At 66.0% G+C, this 19,866-nt stretch carries 19 protein-coding genes; all 19 read left to right on the top strand.

The annotated features are described in order from the left end of the window. The first annotated feature begins 7 nt into the window (after positions 1–7). The 19 genes from rng (at position 8) to PSELUDRAFT_RS03995 (ending at position 19,843) form a co-directional block, all read left to right on the top strand. Complete coding sequence (gene rng / locus PSELUDRAFT_RS04085) at positions 8–1,504, top strand: ribonuclease G (protein WP_088965630.1); 1,497 nt, start codon at positions 8–10, stop codon at positions 1,502–1,504. Between the two features lie 8 nt (positions 1,505–1,512). Further along, positions 1,513–2,217, top strand: a complete 705-nt coding sequence (locus PSELUDRAFT_RS04080; protein WP_088965629.1) for a TIGR02117 family protein — start codon at positions 1,513–1,515, stop codon at positions 2,215–2,217. A gap of 36 nt (positions 2,218–2,253) precedes the next feature. Further along, entirely contained in the window at positions 2,254–3,036 is a 783-nt protein-coding gene (cysE, locus tag PSELUDRAFT_RS04075; RefSeq protein ID WP_088965628.1) for a serine O-acetyltransferase, read from the top strand. Between the two features lie 335 nt (positions 3,037–3,371). Then, positions 3,372–4,214, top strand: coding sequence for an isopenicillin N synthase family oxygenase (locus tag PSELUDRAFT_RS04070; protein WP_088965627.1), 843 nt, complete (start codon positions 3,372–3,374; stop codon positions 4,212–4,214). 189 nt (positions 4,215–4,403) lie between these two features. After that, a complete protein-coding gene (locus tag PSELUDRAFT_RS04065) occupies positions 4,404–4,973 on the top strand; it encodes a cysteine hydrolase family protein (protein ID WP_088965626.1) in 570 nt (189 codons plus the stop codon). Between the two features lie 102 nt (positions 4,974–5,075). Continuing rightward, a complete protein-coding gene (locus PSELUDRAFT_RS04060; RefSeq protein WP_088965625.1) occupies positions 5,076–7,163 on the top strand; it encodes an acyltransferase family protein in 2,088 nt (695 codons plus the stop codon). 77 nt (positions 7,164–7,240) lie between these two features. Next, positions 7,241–9,394, top strand: coding sequence for a UvrD-helicase domain-containing protein (locus PSELUDRAFT_RS04055; protein WP_088965624.1), 2,154 nt, complete (start codon positions 7,241–7,243; stop codon positions 9,392–9,394). A 31-nt stretch (positions 9,395–9,425) separates the two neighbouring features. After that, positions 9,426–11,126, top strand: coding sequence for a tetratricopeptide repeat protein (locus PSELUDRAFT_RS04050; RefSeq protein ID WP_088965623.1), 1,701 nt, complete (start codon positions 9,426–9,428; stop codon positions 11,124–11,126). Then, on the top strand, positions 11,123–12,007 hold the full coding sequence (locus tag PSELUDRAFT_RS04045) for a hypothetical protein (RefSeq protein WP_157725011.1): 885 nt from the start codon (positions 11,123–11,125) through the stop codon (positions 12,005–12,007). Before PSELUDRAFT_RS04050 ends, PSELUDRAFT_RS04045 begins: the two co-directional genes overlap by 4 nt. A 75-nt stretch (positions 12,008–12,082) precedes the next feature. Then, complete coding sequence (locus tag PSELUDRAFT_RS04040; protein WP_088965621.1) at positions 12,083–12,262, top strand: DUF3460 family protein; 180 nt, start codon at positions 12,083–12,085, stop codon at positions 12,260–12,262. Positions 12,263–12,319: 57 nt separating this feature from the next. After that, complete coding sequence (locus PSELUDRAFT_RS04035) at positions 12,320–12,985, top strand: class I SAM-dependent methyltransferase (RefSeq protein ID WP_088968376.1); 666 nt, start codon at positions 12,320–12,322, stop codon at positions 12,983–12,985. Positions 12,986–13,095: 110 nt separating this feature from the next. Continuing rightward, positions 13,096–13,503 (top strand): ExbD/TolR family protein, encoded by a 408-nt coding sequence (locus PSELUDRAFT_RS04030; RefSeq protein WP_088965620.1) that lies wholly within the window; start codon positions 13,096–13,098, stop codon positions 13,501–13,503. Between the two features lie 2 nt (positions 13,504–13,505). After that, positions 13,506–14,372, top strand: a complete 867-nt coding sequence (locus PSELUDRAFT_RS04025) for an energy transducer TonB (RefSeq protein WP_088965619.1) — start codon at positions 13,506–13,508, stop codon at positions 14,370–14,372. Positions 14,373–14,375: 3 nt separating this feature from the next. Continuing rightward, positions 14,376–15,647, top strand: coding sequence for a Tol-Pal system beta propeller repeat protein TolB (gene tolB, locus PSELUDRAFT_RS04020; RefSeq protein ID WP_197693932.1), 1,272 nt, complete (start codon positions 14,376–14,378; stop codon positions 15,645–15,647). A 113-nt stretch (positions 15,648–15,760) separates the two neighbouring features. Next, positions 15,761–16,291 carry an OmpA family protein gene (locus PSELUDRAFT_RS04015; RefSeq protein ID WP_088965618.1) on the top strand — a complete coding sequence of 177 codons (531 nt, stop codon included), beginning with the start codon at positions 15,761–15,763 and terminating at the stop codon, positions 16,289–16,291. A gap of 156 nt (positions 16,292–16,447) precedes the next feature. Next, complete coding sequence (locus PSELUDRAFT_RS04010; protein WP_231895299.1) at positions 16,448–17,176, top strand: YbgF trimerization domain-containing protein; 729 nt, start codon at positions 16,448–16,450, stop codon at positions 17,174–17,176. Positions 17,177–17,303: 127 nt separating this feature from the next. Next, positions 17,304–17,792, top strand: a complete 489-nt coding sequence (gene purE / locus PSELUDRAFT_RS04005) for a 5-(carboxyamino)imidazole ribonucleotide mutase (RefSeq protein WP_088965616.1) — start codon at positions 17,304–17,306, stop codon at positions 17,790–17,792. Beyond that, entirely contained in the window at positions 17,792–18,922 is a 1,131-nt protein-coding gene (locus PSELUDRAFT_RS04000) for a 5-(carboxyamino)imidazole ribonucleotide synthase (RefSeq protein ID WP_088965615.1), read from the top strand. Before purE ends, PSELUDRAFT_RS04000 begins: the two co-directional genes overlap by 1 nt. Before the next feature lie 54 nt (positions 18,923–18,976). Next, positions 18,977–19,843: a phosphoribosylaminoimidazolesuccinocarboxamide synthase gene (locus PSELUDRAFT_RS03995; RefSeq protein WP_088965614.1), complete on the top strand. Its 867-nt coding sequence runs from the start codon at positions 18,977–18,979 to the stop codon at positions 19,841–19,843. The last annotated feature ends 23 nt before the right edge of the window (positions 19,844–19,866 follow it).

Genomic DNA, 19,866 nt, shown 5'->3' with positions numbered 1-19,866 from the left:
GCTTGCCATGCTGCAACAACCGATTCCTTTGCCGCGCGATCTGCCGCGGCCAAAAGAGCAGATTCTCGTCAATATCACACCGCAGGAAACGCGGGTGGCGGTGCTGGAAGACGCCATCGTGCAGGAGCTGCACATCGAGCGCTCCGCCAGCCGCGGCATCGTCGGCAACATCTACCTGGGCCAGGTCAAGCGCGTGCTGCCGGGCATGCAGAGCGCCTTCATCGAGATCGGCCTGGAGCGCGCCGCCTTCCTGCACATTGCCGACGTGCTGGAGCAGCGCCAGCACCCGTCCGAGCCGCAGCGCATCGAGAAGATGCTGTTCGAAGGCCAGACTGTGCTGGTGCAGGTGATCAAGGACCCGATCGGCACCAAGGGTGCGCGGCTGTCGACGCAGATCAGCCTGGCCGGTCGCTTCCTGGTGCACCTGCCGCAGGAAGAGCACATCGGCATCTCGCAGAAGATCGAGCAGGAAGCCGACCGTCTGAGCCTGAAAACGCGGCTGGAAAAACTGCTGCCGGACGGCGCGCCGCGCGGCTACATCATCCGCACCAGTGCCGAGACCGCCACTGACGACGAGCTGACCGCCGACATCGATTACCTGTCCAAACTGTGGGCCGACATCCGCCACAAATCGCAGCACCTGCCGGCGCAGAGCCTGTTGTACGAAGACCTGCCGCTGGCGGTGCGCGTGCTGCGCGACATGGTGAGCGACTACACCGAGAAGGTGATCGTCGACTCCACCGAGAACTACGGCAAGATGGTGGAATTCGCCGAGAGCTATGTGCAGTCGGCGGTGGCCAAGATCGAGCGCTACAGCGGCGAGCGCCCGCTGTTCGAGCTGCACGGCATCGAGACCGAGATCGACAAGGCGCTGTCGCGCCGCGTCAACCTGAAGTTCGGCGGCTACCTGATCATCGATCAGACCGAGGCGATGACCACCATTGACGTGAACACCGGCGGTTTCGTCGGCAACCGCAACTTCGACGAAACCATCTTCAAGACCAACCTGGAAGCCACGCTGTCGCTGGCGCGCCAGCTGCGCCTGCGCAATCTGGGCGGCATCATCATCGTCGATTTCATCGACATGGACAGCGAGGAACACCGCAGCGCGGTGCTGGCCGAGCTGGCCAAGGCGCTGGCGCGCGACCGCACCCGCGTGACGCTGAACGGCTTCACCAGCCTGGGGCTGGTGGAAATCACCCGCAAGCGCACCCGCGAAAGCCTGGCGCACGTGCTGTGCGAGCCGTGCTCCACCTGCCAGGGCCGCGGCGAGATCAAGACCGCGCAGACGGTGTGTTACGAGATCCAGCGCGAGATCGTGCGCGAATCGCGCCGCTTCGACGCCAAGGGCTTCCGCATCCTCGGTTCGCAGAACGTGATCGACATGCTGCTGGACGAGGAATCGCAGAGCCTGGCCATGCTGATCGACTTCATCGGCAAGCCGATTTCGCTGTCGGTGGAAACCAGCTACAGCCAGGAACAGTTCGACGTGGTGTTGCTGTAAGCGCATTCATGACCACAGCCTTGCCCTCGCGGTGGTGGCGCCTGTGCCGGCGCGTGCTGCTCTGCCTGCTGGCGCTGCCGCTCCTCTACCTGCTGGCCGCGCTCGGCTTCGGCCTGCTGCCCGCCAACCGCGATTGGCGCCAGGCGGTCAGCGGCATTCCGGTCTACCTCGACAGCAACGGCGTCCACGCCGGCCTGTTGCTGCCGCGCCGCGCCGCGGGCATGGACTGGGATGCCGAGTTTTCGCCGCTGCACCTGCAGAGCAGACCAGCTCTGGATAAGCAGCCCTATGTCGGCATCGGCTGGGGCAGCCGCAGTTTCTTCCTGGAAACGCAGAACTGGTCCGACCTCACCCCAGGCAGGGCGCTCTACGCGCTGTCCGGCCTGGACGGTACCGTGCTGCACGTGGAATACCAGCCACCGCCGCCGCGCGACGGCGCCGCTACCCGGCGCCTGCTGCTCACGCCAGAGCAGTACCAGCGGCTGACTGCTTTCATCCGCGCCGCCATCGCCCGCGATGCCGCGGGACAGGCTGTCTGGATGCGGGGCTATCATTATCATGAGCAGGATGCCTTTTATCTGGCCAACGGGCACTACAGCCCGTTCACTACCTGCAACCAGTGGGTGCGCGACGCGCTGGCCGCCAGCGGCGTGCGCACTGCCTGGTGGTCGCCGTTCGACCGCGCGTTGTTCTGGCAATTGAAGGACCGCTGAGGCATGCATCGCCGCAGCTCAAGGGAGTTTTGCAAGATGAACGAAGTAAACCGCGACCCGCTGTGGTCCTCCATTCGCGAGGAGGCCGAGCTGGCGGCGCGTGACGAGCCGCTGCTGGCCAGCTTCCTGCACATGACGGTGCTTCGTCACGGCACGCTGGAAGACGTGCTGGCGTTTCACCTGTCCAGCAAGCTGGCCAGCCCGGTGATGGACGCCCGCGCGCTGCTGGAACTGTTCCGCGAGGCCTACGCCGCCGACCACGGCATCATCGAGGCGGCGCGCGCCGACATCACCGCCTGTTTCGAGCGTGACCCGGCCTGCGACAGCTATTCCACCCCGCTGCTGTACTTCAAGGGCTTTCACGCCATCCAGAGCCAGCGCATCACCCACTGGCTGTGGCAGGAAGGCAGAAAGACACTGGCGTATTTCTTGCAGAACCGCATTTCCGAGGTATTGGGCGCCGATATCCACCCGGCGGCCAGAATCGGCCACGGTGTCATGCTCGACCATGGCACCGGCGTGGTGGTGGGCGAGACCGCGGTGATCGGCAACAACGTGTCGATGCTGCACGGCGTCACCCTGGGCGGCTCCGGCAAGGAGCGCGGCGACCGCCACCCCAAGATCGGCGATGGCGTGATGCTGGGCGCCGGCGCCTCGGTGCTGGGCAATATCCGCGTTGGCGAATGTGCCAAGGTGGGGGCCGGCAGCGTGGTGCTGGACGATGTGCCGGCGCATACCACGGTGGCGGGCGTACCGGCCAAGGTGGTGGCGCAGCTTTGTCCGGGCACCCCGGCACTAGACATGGACCAGCGCGTCTAAGCTGACGCAGTGGGCGACCAGCCGTGCGGCCAACGCTGCACGGCTTTTTTCTTGCCTGCGGCCGGCAATAAAATGCCAACGGTGTTGTTGCTGGTATGGCATGCCAGCCATGCCGGGCCGGGCGGCGCCGGCATGTGCGGCGGAAAGCCAAGCAAAAACAGCCGGCTATGCCATATTGCTGAAAAGTGCCTTTGCCCGTGGTATGACACAATTAAAATGCCAATGGAAAGTCATATCGGGTGCTTTTCTTGCGCAATGACAGCGCGTAGAATCCGCCGCCTTTGCATGTGGTCTAGCAGGGTTGGCCGCATGCCGCCTGACACAGGAACCACACCATGAACGTACGCGTAGTCGATTACCGCGCCGCCGACGCGGCCGAACAGTTCACCCGCTCGCTGCACGAAACCGGCTTTGGCGTGCTGGTGAACCACCCCATTCCGCAGGAACTGGTGGAGAACATCTACCGCGACTGGCTGGCCTTCTTCGGCACCGAACAGAAGCACGACTTCGCCTTCTCGGTGGAAAAGCAGGACGGCTACTTCTCGCCGGAGATCTCCGAAACGGCGAAGGGCCACACCCAGAAGGACATCAAGGAATACTTCCACATCTACCCATGGGGGCGCATTCCGGCGCAGCTGCAGGCCGACGCCATGCGCTACTACGACACCGCCAATACCCTGGCGCAGGAGCTGTTGGCCTGGGTGGAGCAGTACACCCCAGCCGACATCGCCCAACACTACAGCGAGCCGCTGTCCGGCATGATCAAGGGCAGCAACAAGACCCTGCTGCGCGTGCTGCGCTACCCGCCGCTGACCGGCAAGGAGCCGGCCGGCTCGCTGCGCGCTGCCGCCCATGGAGACATCAACCTGCTCACCATCCTGCCGGCGGCCAACGAGCCGGGCCTGCAGGTGCAGGACATGAACGGCAACTGGGTGGACGTGCCGTGCGATTTCGGCATGCTGATCATCAACATCGGCGACATGCTGTGCGAAGCCTCGCGCGGCTACTACCCGTCCACCCAGCACCGCGTGGTGAACCCCAGTGGCGAAGGCGCCAGCAAGAGCCGCGTGTCGCTGCCGCTGTTCCTGCACCCGCGCGACGAGGTGGTGCTGTCCGAGCGCTACACCGCCGGCGCCTACCTGGACGAGCGGCTGCGCGAACTGGGTGTGAAGATGTAAGAAAAACGCCCGCTTTCGTTCGCGCCTTGTCTCGCTTGGAAATCGGGGTTTTTCGAGCTGCCTGTAAGGGTTGGCTGCAAGCAATAGGGAAGTGCAAGGCCCGGTCCATGGACCGGGCCTTGCTGCGTCGAGCATGCCGGATGGATGGCCGGGTGCTAGCATGGGCGCCTGTCCAGCATGGAGCACGCCATGATCGCCCCCGTTTCCCCGCCACCGGTCGCCCTCATCATCATCGACATGCAGCAAGGCATGAGCCGCATGCCGGCCGAGTCGCGCAACAACCCGCATGCCGAGGCCACCATCCTGCGCCTGTTGGGCGCATGGCGCGCGGCCGGGCAGCCGGTAGTGCATGTGCGGCACATGTCGCTGACACCCGGTTCGCCATTCTGGCCGGGGCAGGACGGTGCCGAGTTCCAGCCGGAATTGCAGCCGCTGCCTGGCGAGCATGTACAGGAAAAAAACGTGCCGGACGTTTTCATCCACAGCCAGCTGGAACGCTGGCTGCGCGTGCGTGGCATCCAGCGCATCGTCATCACCGGGGTCAGCACCAATAACTCGGTGGAGGCCAGCGCCCGTACCGCCGGCAACCTTGGCTTCGATACCCTGGTGGTGGCGGACGCTTGCTACGCTTACGCCAGCACCGATTTCGACGGCGTACCGCGCAGTGCGCAGCAAGTGCATGCCATGGCGCTGGCGAACCTGCAGGGCGAGTACGCGCAGGTAATCGGCAGCGAAGCGGCGCTGGCGCTATTGGCGTGAGGCCGCCATTGCCGGGCTGACGCGAGGCCCCGGCAATACGTGTAAAATCCGGCTCTTTGCGCGCGGCGATGGTCGCCGTGCGTGCTTGCGAACCGGTAAACCATGCTGGCTTTTCCCCGCCCATCCGCTTCTCCCGCTTACCGCGCCGACATCGACGGCCTGCGCGCCATCGCCGTACTGGCGGTGATCGCCTACCACATCGGCGTGCCCGGCCTGGCCGGTGGCTTCGTCGGCGTGGACATTTTCTTCGTGATTTCCGGCTACCTGATCAGCGGCCTGCTGCAGCAGGAGCTGTTGCAGCATGGCAAGGTACGCTTCGCTGCCTTCTTCTCCCGCCGCATCCGCCGGCTGGGGCCGGCGCTGGCGCTGGTGACACTGTGCACGCTGCTGGCGGGTTATGTGCTGTTGCTGCCGGACGATGCCAATTCGCTGGGGCGCGAAGCGCGCGCGGTGGTGACGCTGTATGCCAACCATCACTTCCTCGACCACGCCTTCGACTATTTCAATGCCGCCACCGACCTGAAGCCGCTGCTGCACACCTGGTCGCTGGCAGTGGAGGAGCAGTACTACCTGGTATGGCCGCTGCTGATGCTGGCGGCCTGGCGCTGGGGGCGCGGCAGCCTGCGCGTGGTGCGCGCCGTGCTGGCGCTGGTGTTGCTGTCTTCCTTCCTGCTGTGCCTGTACCTGTCGTGGCACAACATGCCGATGGCGTTCTACCTGATGCCTACCCGCGCCTGGGAGTTCGCTGCCGGTGGCCTGCTGGCGCTGGCGCCGGCCACCCGCTGGCGCAGCGAAGGCGCCATGGCGCTGCTGCTGGGCCTGGCCGGGGCGGTGCTCACATTCGGCTCCATCCTGCTGTTCGACGAGCACCGAATGGTGTTCCCCGGCTGGGCTGCCATGCTGCCGGTGGCCGGCTCGCTGCTGCTGATCGCCGCCGGCGAGCTGTCGCCGCACAACCTGGTGAGCCGCTTGCTGTCGGCGCGGCTGATGACCGCGCTGGGGCTGCTGTCCTACAGCTGGTACCTGTGGCACCAGCCGCTGCTGGCGCTGGGCCGCAGCTATGGCGTGGGCGAGCGCGATCTGACGCGCGACCTGCTGCTGGGTGGCGGCTTGTCGCTGCTGCTGGCCTGGCTGACCTACTGCCTGCTGGAGCAACCGGTGCGCCAGCGCCGGCTGGCCGTGTTCGTGGCCGACAAATCCACGCTGTGGGCCGGGCTGGCGATGTCGCTTACCGTCTGGGTGGGCGGCACCGTGGACATGTATCTGCCGGCGCGCCACCCGTGGCCGGGGCAGCAGGAACTGATGCGCATGAAGGCCGATGGCCCGTCGCTGCCGCCGAACTGCGGCATGGCCAAGAACGGCGTGCCGCTGGCGCCTGCCGCCAGTTGCCGCGGCGGTGCGGCCAACGTGCCGCTGCGCCTGCTGGCCTGGGGCGATTCGCACAGCGATCACTCGTGGCCGATGTACCAGGCGCTGGCCGAGGCTCGTGGCGTGGCCATGCTGCGCCGTGTCTACCATGGCTGCCCGCCGCTGCCGGATGCGGTGCCGGTGGGCGAGGGCAAGGTGCGCAGCTGGTGTCTGAACCACTCGCGCGCGGTGCTGCAGGAAGCCGGGCAACTGGCGGGCCAGGGCCTGAGCGGCGTGCTGATGAATGTGCGCTGGAACGGCTACACCGCGCTGCCGGTGCCGGGCAGCCTGGCGATTACCGGGCTGGCGGCGGTCAGCGCGGATGGCCGGGTGGATGCCGCCGGCGCGATGCTGGCCGGCAGCGGCACGCTGGATCGCCAGCATTCGCTGCAGGTCATGCAGACGGCGCTGGACAAGCTGGCCGGCGACCTGGAGCGGATGAAGCTGAAGCTGGTGCTGCTGGCGCCGGAGCCGGAATTCCGCCTGCCGGTGCCGGAGTGCCTGGTACGGCGCGGAGCGGCGGCCTGCAATGTCAGCCGGGCCGAGGTGGATGCGCAGCGCCGCGATATCGTGGCCATTCTGCAGCAGGTAGCCGCCCGGCACAGCAATGTGCGGGTGTGGGACGATATCGGCCGCTTCTGTGACGCCACTACCTGCTATGCGGCGGATGGCAAGGTGCCGCGCTTTGGCGACCGCAACCACATGCTGGCCACCATGTCGCGCAGCCTGGCCGGCGATTTCGCCGCCACCTTCGACTGGGCCAGCCAGCGCAGCAGCCAGTAGCGGGCCAAGGTTGGCCGCAGGGGGCGCACAGCGCTGGTGTAGAATGCAGCGATTGCTTCTCTACCCGCCTGTGCCCCATGAACGACAAGCTGCTCGCCGGCCTCAACCCCGAACAACTCTCCGCCGTCACCTGGCCCGCCAAGAGCGCGCTGGTGCTGGCCGGCGCCGGCAGCGGCAAGACGCGGGTGCTCACCACCCGCATCGCCTGGCTGCTGTCCACCGGGCAGATCAACCCGTCCGGCATCCTGGCGGTGACCTTCACCAACAAGGCGGCGCGCGAGATGCAGACGCGGCTGTCCGCCATGGTGCCGGTGAACGTCAAGACCATGTGGATCGGCACCTTCCACGGCCTGTGCAACCGCCTGCTGCGCATCCACTACCGCGACGCCGGCCTGCCGCAGACTTTCCAGATTCTGGATGCCGGCGAGCAGCAGTCCGCCATCAAGCGCCTGCTGAAGGCGCTGGAAGTGTCCGACGAGAAATTCCCGCCCAAGAGCGTGCAGCAGTTCATCAACGGCAACAAGGAAGCCGGCGTGCGCGCGCATGCCATTCCCAAGCCGATGAACCCGTACGAGGCCAAGCTGGTGGAGCTGTACGCCGGCTACGACGCGCAGTGCAACCGTGAAGGCGTGGTGGATTTTGCCGAGCTGCTGCTGCGCTGCTACGAGCTGCTGTCGCGCAACGAGGCACTGGCCGCGCACTACCGCGAACGCTTCCGCCACGTGCTGGTGGACGAATTCCAGGATACCAACCAGCTGCAGTACGCCTGGCTCAAGCTGCTGGCCGGCAGCGACAACGCGCTGTTCGCGGTGGGCGACGACGACCAGTCCATCTACGCCTTCCGCGGTGCCCAGGTGGGCAATATGCATGCGCTGCTGCGCGATTACGGCATCAGCGCACCGATCCGCCTGGAGCAGAACTACCGCTCGGCCGGCACCATCCTCGATGCGGCCAACGCGCTGATCGAGAACAACGACGGCCGCCTGGGCAAGCAGCTGTGGACCGATGCCGGCGCCGGCGAGCCGATTCGCGTGTTCGAGGGCTTCAGCGACGGCGAGGAAGCGCAGTTCGTGGTGGACGAGGTGAAGGCGCTGGCGCGCGACGGCTGGAGCCTGTCCGACATGGCGGTGCTGTACCGCTCCAACGCGCAGTCGCGCATTCTGGAACACGTGCTGGTACAGGCCGGCGTGTCCTACCGCATCTACGGCGGCCTGCGCTTCTTCGAGCGCCAGGAGATCAAGCACGCGCTGGCCTACCTGCGGCTGGTGACGAACCCGGACGACGACAACGCGCTGCTGCGGGTGATCAACGTGCCGGCGCGCGGCATTGGCGCGCGCACGGTGGAGAACCTGAACACCGCCAGCCGCGAGCGCGGCATCAGCATGTGGCAGGCCGCCTGCGGCGCCGGTGGCGGGCGCACCGGCGGCAAGGTGGCCGAGTTCGTGCTGCTGGTGGAACAGCTGCGCGCCCGCTGCGAGAACCTGACGCTGGCCGAGCAGATCAGCCTGGTCGTGGATGATTCCGGCCTGCGCGCCATGTACGAGGCCGACCGCAAGGAAGGCGAGGAGCGGCTGGCCAACCTGGACGAACTGATCAACGCCGCGCTGGGCTTCATGCCGCACGAGCCGGAGCTGGCGGTGGTGGAATTCCTCACCCAGGCCAGCCTGGAGGCGGGCGACCATCAGGCCGATGCCAGTGAGGACGCGCTGCAGCTGATGACGGTGCACGCCGCCAAGGGCCTGGAGTTCGACGCGGTATTCATCACCGGGCTGGAAGAGGGGCTGTTCCCGCACGAGAACAGCTTCAGCGACAGCAAGAGCCTGCAGGAGGAGCGCCGGCTGATGTACGTGGCGATCACCCGTGCGCGCAAGCGGCTGTACTTCAGCTCGGCACAGAGCCGCATGCTGCACGGCCAGAGCCGCTACCCGATCCGTTCACGATTTGTCGACGAAATACCAGCAGAACTGTTACAACACTTGTCTGCTACGGTAAAAGCAGCTGCGCCGCGACGCAGTGCCTGGCAGCAGGAGCCGGCACCGGCCTTCGTGCGCAGCAGCAGCATCGCCGGCTGGCGCATCGGCCAGGCGCTGAACCACAGCAAGTTCGGCGCCGGCGTGGTGATCAGCGCCGAAGGCGGCGGCGACGATGTGCGGCTGCAGATCAACTTTGCCGAGCACGGCATCAAGTGGCTGGATCTGCGCTATGCCGCCGATAAACTGACACCGGCCTGATGCGGCCAACCTTTACAGCCTGAGACGCGCCATGAGCCAGCAGCCTCGCCAGTCCACCACCTTCCACGCCATTGCCGGGCGCGAAACCGCGCGCACCGAGTACAGCAACCCGTTTGCCAAGAAGATGTACCTGGTAGTGGACAGCGTGCCGGAAATGCAGCGCGCCATGGCGATGACGCTGAACTCCTTCGGTGGCGAGAAGGTGGAGTACGCCGGCAAGGCCAGCGATGCGCTGGTTAAGCTGATGCGCTACGACTTTGACGTAGTGCTGTGCGACTACGACCTGGGCACCGGCAACGACGGCCTGTACCTGTACGAGGAAGCGCGTGCGCGCAATCTGCTCAAGCAGTCCTGCGTGTTCATGATCGTCAGCGGCGAGCGCCGCGCCGCCAAGGTGATCTCGGCGGCCGAGCTGGCGCCGGACGGCTACCTGCTCAAACCGTTCACCGGCGTGGAGCTGGGGCGGCGGCTGGAGGTGGCGATGCGCCGCCGCGAAGCGTTCAAGGTGGTGGACGATGCGCTGATGAGCCACGACTACCTGGGCGCCATCGAGGCCTGCAACAAGAAAATCGGCGAGCGCGGCGAATTCGCACTCGACTTCATGAAGCTCAAGGGCAGCCTGGCGCTGAAGATCGGCGACTACGACAGCGCGCAGGCGCTGTACAAGCAGGTGCTGCAGGTGAAGGAGCTGGTGTGGGCCAAGCTGGGCATGGCCAAGGCGCTGGCCGGGCAGAAGCAGGTGGAGTCGGCGCTGGCCATGTTCGAGCAGGTGATCGTGGAAAACGACCGGGTGATGGAGGCCTATGACTGGCTGGCCCGGCTGTACCAGGACAACCATGACCTCACGCGGGCGCAGGACATTCTCAAGCGCGCCACCGAGCTGTCGCCAGCCACGGTGCACCGCCACCAGGTGCTGGCCGAAGTGGCGGAGGAAAACGGCGACCTGCTGCAGGCGCGCAGTGCCTACAACACGGTGCTGAACCTGGCCAAATCCAGCTGGCACCGCAACCCCGCGCATTACGCCGCGCTGGTGCGCACCCAGCTGGCCTGCGGCGAGAAGGCCGAGGCGGCGCGCACCCTGGCCTCGCTGCGCCGCGACTACAAGTACAACGCCGAAGGCGAGTGGATGGCGGACGTGGTGGACAGCACGCTGCAGAGCAACGCCGGCAACAAGCAGGCGGCGTCGCGGCTGCTGGAATCGGCGGCGGAACGGCTGAGCCAGCTGGGAAAACTGTCCGATGACGAGAAAATGGAATTCGCCCGCGTCTGCTACACCCAGGGGCAGAAGGAGCTGGGCGACCGCGTCGCCCGCGACATGGTGCGCAACCACCACGACAACCAGGCGCTGCTGCAGAAGCTGTCGGCGATGTTCGACCAGGTGGGGCAGGGCGATGCCGGCCGCCAGCTGATCGCCAGCAGCGTGCAGGACATCGTCAACCTCAACAACCAGGCGGTGCACATGGCACAGATGGGCGAGCACGACCGCGCCATCGCGCTGTTCCGCCAGGCGCTGGAAGAAATGCCGCAGAACGTGCAGCTGATGCTCAACCTGGCCAATGCGGTGATTGCGCAGACCCACCGCCACGGCTGGAATGAAACCCATATCCGCCAGGCGCACCAGCTGCTGCAGAAAGTGCGCGAGATGGAGCCGGCCAACAACAAGTTCCAGAAACTGCTGCAAGCCTGGCGCGGCCTGATCTCCCAGCACCAGAAACAGGAATTCCAGTTGTGAGGCTATTGCGTAGCCGTTGGCCGCAGCGGGTGCTGCTGCTGTCGCTGCTGGTGTTCTGGCTGGGCATGGCCTGGCTGGGCGGCAACTGGCTGCTGGCCTACGAACAGGCCCGCGCGCAGAGCGAGCTGGAGGAGGAGGCGCAGCAGACCGCCGGCCTGGTGCGCACTCACCTGCTGCAGCTGCAGGAAACCACCCAGCAGCTGGTGCAGGATACCGACATGCTGCAGCAGATGGAGGTAGGCAACGACCCCGGCCACTACCTGGACAAGCTGCGCAGCGATTTCCCGCAGTTGCCGCGCGTGGCGCGGCTGCACATCGATGCGGCCAACCATCTGCTGAGCGTGCAGCAGGTGGTACCCGCCACCCCCGGTGCTAGGGACGACCTCAATCTGGAACTGGCGAGCAGGCTGACGCTGGCCAATCTGCAGCCCTCGCTCAACGCCGGGCAGACCCTGGTGCTGCCCTGGGTGGATCAACGTACGCAACTGCTGCTGGTGCCGGGTCTGCAAGGCAGCGTGCTGGCGGTGTGGCTGCCGCTGGACAGCCTGCTGCCCGCCGCGTCGGACGAGCATCTGCAGCTGGCGCTGCTGCCGCTGGCCGCGGCGATGGCGCCGGACGGTGCCGGCAGCCACCAGCTGCATGCGCGGCTGGAAATCCGCAGCGGGCCGTTTGCGTTGCGCCTGGAGCTGCAGCGTCAGCTGGGCTGGCAGGATATCCACTCGCCGCGGCAGTGGCTGCTGGCGCTGTGGCTGCTGCTGGGTGTTGCCGTCAGCGCGCTGAGCTATCTGCGTGCCGACATGCAGCGCCAGCGCTGCCAGCAGTCGCTGCAGGGGCGGGATGCCTGGCTGCAGCGACTGCGTCCGGGCAGCGGGCGGCGCTGAGCGCTGCAGCGACATGGCTGCCGAACGGCGGCTTTTACAGTACAATCGCCGCCATCTTTTACCGGGAGTACTCAGATGTACCAGTCCGAATTCACCCAGTTCATCAACACCTACCTGGAAAAGCACCCGGAAGTCGATACCGAGCGCCGCGAGCTGCGCCTGACCTGGTGGGACCGTCCGCAGAACCTGGACGACCTGGCGCGCTGGAAGGAATCGAGCGTGCCGCAGAAGCCCTACGTGTACCAGCCGGAATAATTCCGCCAAGTACGCAACCATGACGCCCGCAAGGGCGTTTTGTTTTTCGAGCCCGGCATGACACGACACACCATGACTTTCGGCCCGCAGGTGGCCGAGTACCTGTTCGACATCGGCGTGAGCGAGCACCCGGTGCAGCGCGCGTTGCGCGAATTCACCGCCGGCCACCGCATGGCCAAGATGCAGATCGCGCCGGAGCAGGGGCAGTTCCTCGGCTGGCTGGTGCAGCTCCTGGGCGTGCGCCGCTACCTGGAAATCGGCACCTTTACCGGCTACAGCGCGCTCTCCGTGGCGCTGGCCATGGGCGAGCAGGGGCGCACGGTGGCGTGCGACATGAGCGTGGAGTTCACCAGCATTGCCGCGGACTACTGGCGGCGGGCCGGCGTGGCCGAACGCATCCAGCTGTACCTGCAGCCGGGCCTGCTGACCTTGCACCAGCTGCTGGAAGACGGCGCCGCCGGCAGTTTCGACCTCGCCTTCATCGACGCCGACAAGCCTGCCTACCCCGACTACTACGAAGCCTGCCTGCAACTGGTGCGACCGGGCGGGGTGATCGCCATCGACAACATCCTGCTCAACGGCCGCGTGGTGGATCCGCAGCCGGATGACCCGCGCAGCGTGGAAATACTGCGCGCCTTCAATGCCGGGCTGAAGCACGATGCGCGCGTGGATCTGTGCATCCTGCCGATGGGCGACGGCATGACCCTGCTGCGCCGCCGCTAGCGGGAACCCTGAAGCAGCCGGCTGGTCGTTAATAAAACCAAACATTACCGAAACCATGGCTTTGTTGCCGGATGCTACCATCCGGCATTCGCCATCCAGAAAGCCGCTCCATGTTGCAACGCCGCCCCCGCCGCATGATGAACCAGATGAATGTGGTGCCCTACATCGACGTGATGCTGGTGCTGCTGGTGATCTTCATGGTGACCGCGCCGATGTTCACTCCCGGGGTCATCGATGTGCCCAGCGTTACCCACGCCGCGCAGGTGGACGCCACGCCGCTGGAAATCAGCATTGAGGCGGATGGCCGCTACTTTGTCGGCGAGGGCGGCAAGCGCAGCCAGGTGGCGAACCTGGACGCGCTGATCGCCGAAGTGCAGACGCGGGTGAAAGACAACCGGCCGGTGGTGGTTACCGCCCACCGCGACCTGAAATACAGCGCCGTGGTCACAGTGGCCGACCGCCTGCATGAGGCCGGCATCCAGCGCGTGGCGCTGACCGTGCGCCAGCAGGGGAGCTGATCTTGACCTCGCGCCAACCCGGCGTCGCCTCCTGGCTGCTGTCGCTGCTGCTGCACGCCGCGTTGCTCGCGGTGCTGTGGTGGTCGGCAGCACCGGCCGTGCTGCATACCCCGCCGCCGCTGGCGGTGGAGTTGTGGGCCGGTGGCGGCAGCCCGCTCAAGGCGACACCCAAGGTACAGCCTGTACCGCCGCCGGCGGCAGTGCCCAAGCCGGCGCCAGTTCCGCCGCCTCCCGCGCCGCAGGTGCAGGCGCCGGCGCTCAAGAGTGCCGACGTCACCCTTAAGGGCGGCAAGCCGCAGCCCAAGCCGGCACCGCCGCCGGAGAAACCCAGGCCGGAAAAACCCCGCGTGGAAAAACCCAGGGCAGAGATCAAGCCGGTAGTGCCGCCCGTCAAGGCAGCCGAGCCCAGGCCTGCCGCCCCCAAACCTGCTGCCAAGCCAGCCAAGACCAAGCCGGCGGTATCGGCAGCCGACGATATGCTGGATGCGCTCGATAACCTGCCGCCTGGCCCCGGCAAGGGCAAGGTGACGCAGGCCGGCAGCAAACAGGGCGTGCAGGGCGGCAGTGCCAACGGTGTGGCCGATCTGCGTGCGCAATACATCGAGGAGGTGCGCAATCGCGTCCGTCCTTACGTGATGGTGCCGGACGGCATCGTCGGTAACCCGCAAGCGGTGGTGGTGGTGGAGATACTGCCTACCATGGAGATTCGCCCCGATAGCCTGCATCTGCTGCACAGCAGCGGCAACGGCGCCTACGATCAGGCGGTGCTGGCGGCGCTGCGCGAGGCGCACCGCTTCCCGCCCTTGCCCAAGGGGGCCGAATTCACCGATTTCCGCCGCATCACCCTGAAATTCCGTCCCAAGGAGTAAGCCTTGCATAACTTCTTTGTTGTTGTTCGCCGCCTGTTGCTGCTGTGCTGCCTGCTGTTGGCCGCACCGCTGGCCCGTGCCGACCTGACGGTGGATATCGTCGGCGGCGGTGCCAACCGCTACCCGCTGGCGGTGCTGCCGCTGGCCAACGAAGAATGGCTGCCGGACCAGGTAACCGGCACCGTGAAGAGCGATCTGGCGATGACCGGCATGTTCAACCTGCTGGCGGCGCCGGCCGGCGCCTCGCTGGAGCCGTCCTACTGGCAGCAGCAGGGCGCGCGCGCCATGGTGTATGGCCGGGTAAGCAAGCTGGATGGCGAAATGATGCGGGTGACCTTCTGGGTGGATGCGCTGGCCCCGCGCGAGCAGAAGCTGGCCATGGAGTTCGACGTGCATCCATCGCAGCTGCGCGATGTGGCGCACCGCATGGCCGATATGGTGTACGAGGCGCTGATGGGCGAGAAAAGCCTGTTCGCCAGCCGCATCGCCTTCGTGCTGAAAGCCGGCAAGGAATGGCGGCTGCAGGTGGCCGACGTGGATGGTCGCCGCGCGCAGACCGTGCTGCGCTCCAACGAGCCCATCATCTCGCCGGCCTGGAGCAAGGACGGCACGCGACTGGCCTATGTGTCGTTCGAGAACAAGAAACCGGTGGTCTACATCCAGGACCTGTCCACCGGCCAGCGCCACCTGCTGGCCAACTTCAAGGGCAGCAATTCCGCGCCGTCCTGGAGCCCGGATGGCCGCCGCCTGGCGGTGGTGCTGACGCTATCCGGCAACTCGCAGATCTACCTGATCAATGCCGACGGCAGCGGCCTGCAGCGCTTCTCCTACAGCAATGCCATCGATACCGAGCCGGTCTGGAGCCCGGATGGCCGCAGCATCGCCTTCGTCTCCGACCGCAGCGGCGGCCCGCAGCTGTACATCCAGCAGCTGGATGGCAGCCGCAATGCGCGCCGCGTGACCTACCAGGGCAGCTACAACGTATCGCCGTCGTTCTCGCCGGACGGCCGCCAGCTGGTGTACGTGCAGCGCGAAGGCGGGCGCTTCAAGGTGATGCTGCATGACCTGGCCAGTGGCGACAGCCGCCAGCTCAGCAGCAGCGCCTATGACGAATCGCCGAGTTTTGCCCCCAACGGCAAGATGGTGCTGTACGCCAGCGACGAAGGCGGCCGCAGCGTACTGTTTGCCGCCGCGTTGCAAAATCCGGGTCGGGTGCGGCTGGGGGTGATCCAGGGCGAAGTGCAGAATGCCGCCTGGGGGCCGTTCAATCCGTAAAACGGTCAATAATGTAATCAGAACTTAATCAGGCGGCGTCAGTCTTATTTTTGCACAAAATATTTTGCGCCAGCGTCGCTGTCCAACCCGAACCGAAACAGAAGGAGAAGCGCATGAAGATTATTCCGTTTGTCGCCGCTGCCAGTGTGGTGTTGCTGAGTGCCTGCGCCAGCACGCCGAAAGCCGCCAGCGCCGCCGCCCCCAGCAGCGCACCGGTAACGGCGGGCAGCAGCACCGGCAACAGTGCGGACCTCAAGCCGGCACAGCAACTGCCGGAAGTGGATGCGCGTGCCGCCGAGGCCGCCGCCTTTGCCGGTGTGAAGGGCAAGAGCGTGTACTTCGACTTCGACCAGTCCAGCATTCGCGACGGCGACCGCGCCAGCGTGGAAGCGCATGCCGGCTACCTGAGCAAGTACAAGACTCATGTGCTGATCCAGGGCAATACCGATGCCCGTGGCAGCCGCGAGTACAACCTGGCGCTGGGCCAGCGCCGCTCCGAAAGCGTGAAGCAGGCGCTGGAAGTGCTGGGCGTGAAGTCCGACCAGATCGAGGCCGTGAGCCTGGGCAAGGAGAAACCGCGCGCCACGGGTACTACCGAGCAGGATTACGCCGAGAACCGCCGCGCGGACTTTGTCTATCCGTAAGTGCCACGCACAAAACCGCTGGGCCGGCGTGGCCCGGCCTGCTGCCCAGCAAGGTTTTGTCCGTGCCCAGCTTGACCACCATCCGGGATCGCGGCACGCTGTCCCGGATTTTTATTTGATGCGATTGGCGATCACACCATGCAAAACCGATTGTTGATGCTGTTGTTGCCCGTGCTGCTGGGCGCCTGTGCCACTTCCAGCGATCTGGAAGCCACCCGCCAGCAGCTGCAGACCCAGATGAGCAGCAATGCGCAGCAGGCCAGTGCGCGGCTGTCCGACGTGGAAGCCAAGCTGGCCAACCAGCGTCTGCTGGATCTGGTGAACCAGGTTGGCCAGATGCAGACCGAGATGGCCAGCCTGCGCGGGCAGAATGAGGTACTGCAGCATCAACTGGCGGAAACCCAGAAGCGGCAGAACGACCTGTACGCCGACCTGGACCTGCGGCTGGGCAAGCTGGAGCACCCGCAGGCAGCGGCCAGCGCACCGCAGGGCGATGCCCCGGCGGCGGCAGTGGCGCCGGTGGATGCCGCGCTGTCGCATGCGCTGGATACCCTGCGCAAGCGCGACTTCAGCAATGCCGTGGGTCAGCTCAAGGGCGTGATGGACAGCTATCCGGGTAGCAGCCAAAGCATCGAGGCCAACTACTGGCTGGGCGTGGCGCACACCATGCTGCAGCAGAACGATGCCGCCATCGACATCCTGCGCCGTTTTGCCGGCCAGTACCCGAAGAATGCCCACTCCGCCGATGCGCTGCGCCTGGTGGCCGACAACCAGATCGCGCTGCAGCAGAAGGATCAGGCACGCATTACCCTGCGCCAGCTGATCAAGCTCTACCCGGGCACGCCGGCGGCACAGAAGGCCAAGCAGCGTCTGAGCACGCTGTAATCGCCGTGCAAGGTTGGCCGCATGCCTTGCGGCCAACCTTTATCCCTACTCCGCCACATCCGGCGGGCAAGCCCTTGCCGAATCAGGTAAAATCCCGTTTTTTCTCTCCTTGACGGGACTCGCCTCCATGATCGAAGTTGGCATCGTGATGGGTAGCAATAGCGACTGGGAAGTCATGCAGAACGCCGCGCGCGTACTGAAAGACTTCGGCATCGCGTTCGAAACCCGCGTCGTTTCCGCCCACCGCACCCCAGACCTGCTGTTCCAGTACGCCGAACAAGCCGAAGCGCGTGGCCTGAAGGCCATCATCGCCGGCGCCGGCGGTGCTGCCCACCTGCCGGGCATGCTGGCTGCCAAGACCCACATCCCGGTGCTGGGCGTGCCGGTACCGTCCAAATACCTGCGTGGCGAGGATTCGCTGCTGTCCATCGTGCAGATGCCCAAGGGCATTCCGGTGGCTACCTTCGCCATTGGCGAAGCCGGTGCCGCCAATGCCGCCCTGTTCGCCGTGGCCATGCTGGCAAACGGCAACCCGCAGCTGGCCGACAAGCTCAAGGCCTTCCGCAAGAAGCAGGAAGAAACCGTGCTGGCGATGACGCTGCCGGAGGTGGAATGATGCGCGCCATCCTGCCGCCCGCGATGCTGGGCATCCTCGGCGGCGGCCAGCTGGGCCGCATGTTCGTTACCGCCGCCAAGCGCATGGGCTACCGCGTTACCGTGCTGGACCCGGATGCCAATGCACCGGCCGCCGATTTTGCCGACGTGCACCTGTGCGCGCCGTTCGACGATGCAGAAGCGCTGAAAACCCTGGCCGCCAGCTGTGCCGCGGTGACCACCGAATTCGAGAACGTCAACGCCGACGCCATGCGCCAGCTGGCCGCCAGCACGCGCGTGTCGCCGTCCGGCGACTGCGTGGCCATCGCCCAGAACCGCATTGCCGAGAAGAGCTGGGTGCACAAGGCCGGGCTGCCTACCGCGCCCTACCTGGCGGTGGAACAGGCCGGCGATCTGGCCGGCGATCTGACCGACTACCTGCCGGGCATCCTCAAGACCGCGCGTCTGGGGTACGACGGCAAGGGCCAGCAGCGGGTGAAAACCGCCGACGAGGCGCGCGCCGCCTTCGCCCAGCAGGGCGGCGAGGCCTGCGTGCTGGAAAAGATGCTGGACCTGAAGCTGGAAGTGTCCGCCATCGTCACCCGCGTCAGCACTGCCCAGGTGGCGGTGTTCCCGGTGGCCGAGAACATCCACAAGGATGGCATCCTCGACGAATCCATCGTGCCGGCGCGCATCGCCCCGGAACTGGCCGCCCGTGTGCAGCAGTACGCGCTACAGCTGGCCGAGGCGCTGGATTACGTTGGCGTGCTGGCGGTGGAATTCTTCGTGCTGGGCGACGACAGCCTGGTGGTGAACGAGATCGCACCGCGGCCGCACAACTCCGGCCACTACACCATCGACGCCTGCGTCACCGACCAGTACCAGCAACAGGTGCGCGCCATGTGCGGCCTGCTGCCGGGCAAGACCGAGCTGTTGTCGCCCATCGTGATGGTGAACCTGCTGGGCGATGTCTGGGCCGAGGACGGCGGCGAGCCGAACTGGGCGGTACTGATGGAAGCGCCGAACGCCCATCTGCACCTGTACGGCAAGAAAGAGGCGCGCCCGGGCCGCAAGATGGGCCACTACTGCGTGCTTGCGGCCAACGTCGACGCCGCGCTGGAACAGGCGCGCGCGCTGAAGGATACCCTGTAAGGATTCAGGCGGTGCCCACAAGGCATCGCCTTTTGCTTTTGTGAAGGAAGTTTCATGAGCCAACTGACCAGCCTGAAGAAAATCTACTCCGGCAAGGTGCGTGACCTGTACGAGATCGACGACAAGCGCATGCTGATGATCGCCAGCGATCGCCTGTCCGCTTTCGACGTGATCCTGGACGACCCGATTCCGGGCAAGGGCCAGATCCTGACCGCCATCTCCAACTTCTGGTTCGACACCCTGAAGGACGTGGTGCCCAACCACCTCACCGGCGACAAGCCGGAAGACGTGGTATCGGCGGCGGACCTGCCGCTGGTGGCCGGCCGCGGCGTGGTGGCCAAGCGCCTGAAGCCGGTAATGATCGAGGCCGTGGTGCGTGGCTACCTGGCCGGCTCCGGCTGGAAGGAATACAAGCACTCCGGCACCGTGTGCGGCATCCAGCTGCCGGCCGGCCTGCAGGAGTCCAGCAAGCTGCCGCAGCCGATCTTCACCCCGTCCACCAAGGCGGCGGTGGGTGATCACGACGAGAACATCACCTACGCGCAGTGCGAGGCCATCGTTGGCGCCGAGCTGGCCGCCAAGGTGCGCGACACCGCCATCCTGCTGTACAAGACCGCTGCCGAGTTCGCCGCCAAGCGCGGCATCATCATCTGCGACACCAAGTTCGAGTTCGGCCTGGACGAAGACGGCACCCTGGTGCTGATGGACGAGGCGCTGACCCCGGACTCCAGCCGCTTCTGGCCGGCGGACAGCTATGCCGAAGGCACTACCCCGCCGTCCTTCGACAAGCAGTTCGTGCGCGACTGGCTGGAAGCTTCCGGCTGGAACAAGCAGCCGCCGGCCCCGGCCGTGCCGCTGGACGTGCGCGAGAAGACCGCCGCCAAGTACCGCGAAGCGCTGGAGCGCCTGACCGGCAACTAAGGTTGGCCGCAAGCCGCATCGCC

The sequence above is a fragment of the Vogesella sp. LIG4 genome (assembly GCF_900090205.1).
Lineage (GTDB): Bacteria > Pseudomonadota > Gammaproteobacteria > Burkholderiales > Chromobacteriaceae > Vogesella.
This window is presented reverse-complemented; position numbering and strand designations above follow the sequence as displayed.

What these genes read in the sequence shown, in the direction of transcription:
- rng (WP_088965630.1), top strand. Translation starts at nt 8, where the DNA reads ATGCTGCAACAACCGATTCCTTTGCCGCGCGATCTGCCGCGGCCAAAA.
- PSELUDRAFT_RS04080 (WP_088965629.1), top strand. Translation starts at nt 1,513, where the DNA reads ATGACCACAGCCTTGCCCTCGCGGTGGTGGCGCCTGTGCCGGCGCGTG.
- cysE (WP_088965628.1), top strand. Translation starts at nt 2,254, where the DNA reads ATGAACGAAGTAAACCGCGACCCGCTGTGGTCCTCCATTCGCGAGGAG.
- PSELUDRAFT_RS04070 (WP_088965627.1), top strand. Translation starts at nt 3,372, where the DNA reads ATGAACGTACGCGTAGTCGATTACCGCGCCGCCGACGCGGCCGAACAG.
- PSELUDRAFT_RS04065 (WP_088965626.1), top strand. Translation starts at nt 4,404, where the DNA reads ATGATCGCCCCCGTTTCCCCGCCACCGGTCGCCCTCATCATCATCGAC.
- PSELUDRAFT_RS04060 (WP_088965625.1), top strand. Translation starts at nt 5,076, where the DNA reads ATGCTGGCTTTTCCCCGCCCATCCGCTTCTCCCGCTTACCGCGCCGAC.
- PSELUDRAFT_RS04055 (WP_088965624.1), top strand. Translation starts at nt 7,241, where the DNA reads ATGAACGACAAGCTGCTCGCCGGCCTCAACCCCGAACAACTCTCCGCC.
- PSELUDRAFT_RS04050 (WP_088965623.1), top strand. Translation starts at nt 9,426, where the DNA reads ATGAGCCAGCAGCCTCGCCAGTCCACCACCTTCCACGCCATTGCCGGG.
- PSELUDRAFT_RS04040 (WP_088965621.1), top strand. Translation starts at nt 12,083, where the DNA reads ATGTACCAGTCCGAATTCACCCAGTTCATCAACACCTACCTGGAAAAG.
- PSELUDRAFT_RS04035 (WP_088968376.1), top strand. Translation starts at nt 12,320, where the DNA reads ATGACACGACACACCATGACTTTCGGCCCGCAGGTGGCCGAGTACCTG.
- PSELUDRAFT_RS04030 (WP_088965620.1), top strand. Translation starts at nt 13,096, where the DNA reads ATGTTGCAACGCCGCCCCCGCCGCATGATGAACCAGATGAATGTGGTG.
- PSELUDRAFT_RS04015 (WP_088965618.1), top strand. Translation starts at nt 15,761, where the DNA reads ATGAAGATTATTCCGTTTGTCGCCGCTGCCAGTGTGGTGTTGCTGAGT.
- PSELUDRAFT_RS04010 (WP_231895299.1), top strand. Translation starts at nt 16,448, where the DNA reads ATGCTGTTGTTGCCCGTGCTGCTGGGCGCCTGTGCCACTTCCAGCGAT.
- purE (WP_088965616.1), top strand. Translation starts at nt 17,304, where the DNA reads ATGATCGAAGTTGGCATCGTGATGGGTAGCAATAGCGACTGGGAAGTC.
- PSELUDRAFT_RS04000 (WP_088965615.1), top strand. Translation starts at nt 17,792, where the DNA reads ATGCGCGCCATCCTGCCGCCCGCGATGCTGGGCATCCTCGGCGGCGGC.
- PSELUDRAFT_RS03995 (WP_088965614.1), top strand. Translation starts at nt 18,977, where the DNA reads ATGAGCCAACTGACCAGCCTGAAGAAAATCTACTCCGGCAAGGTGCGT.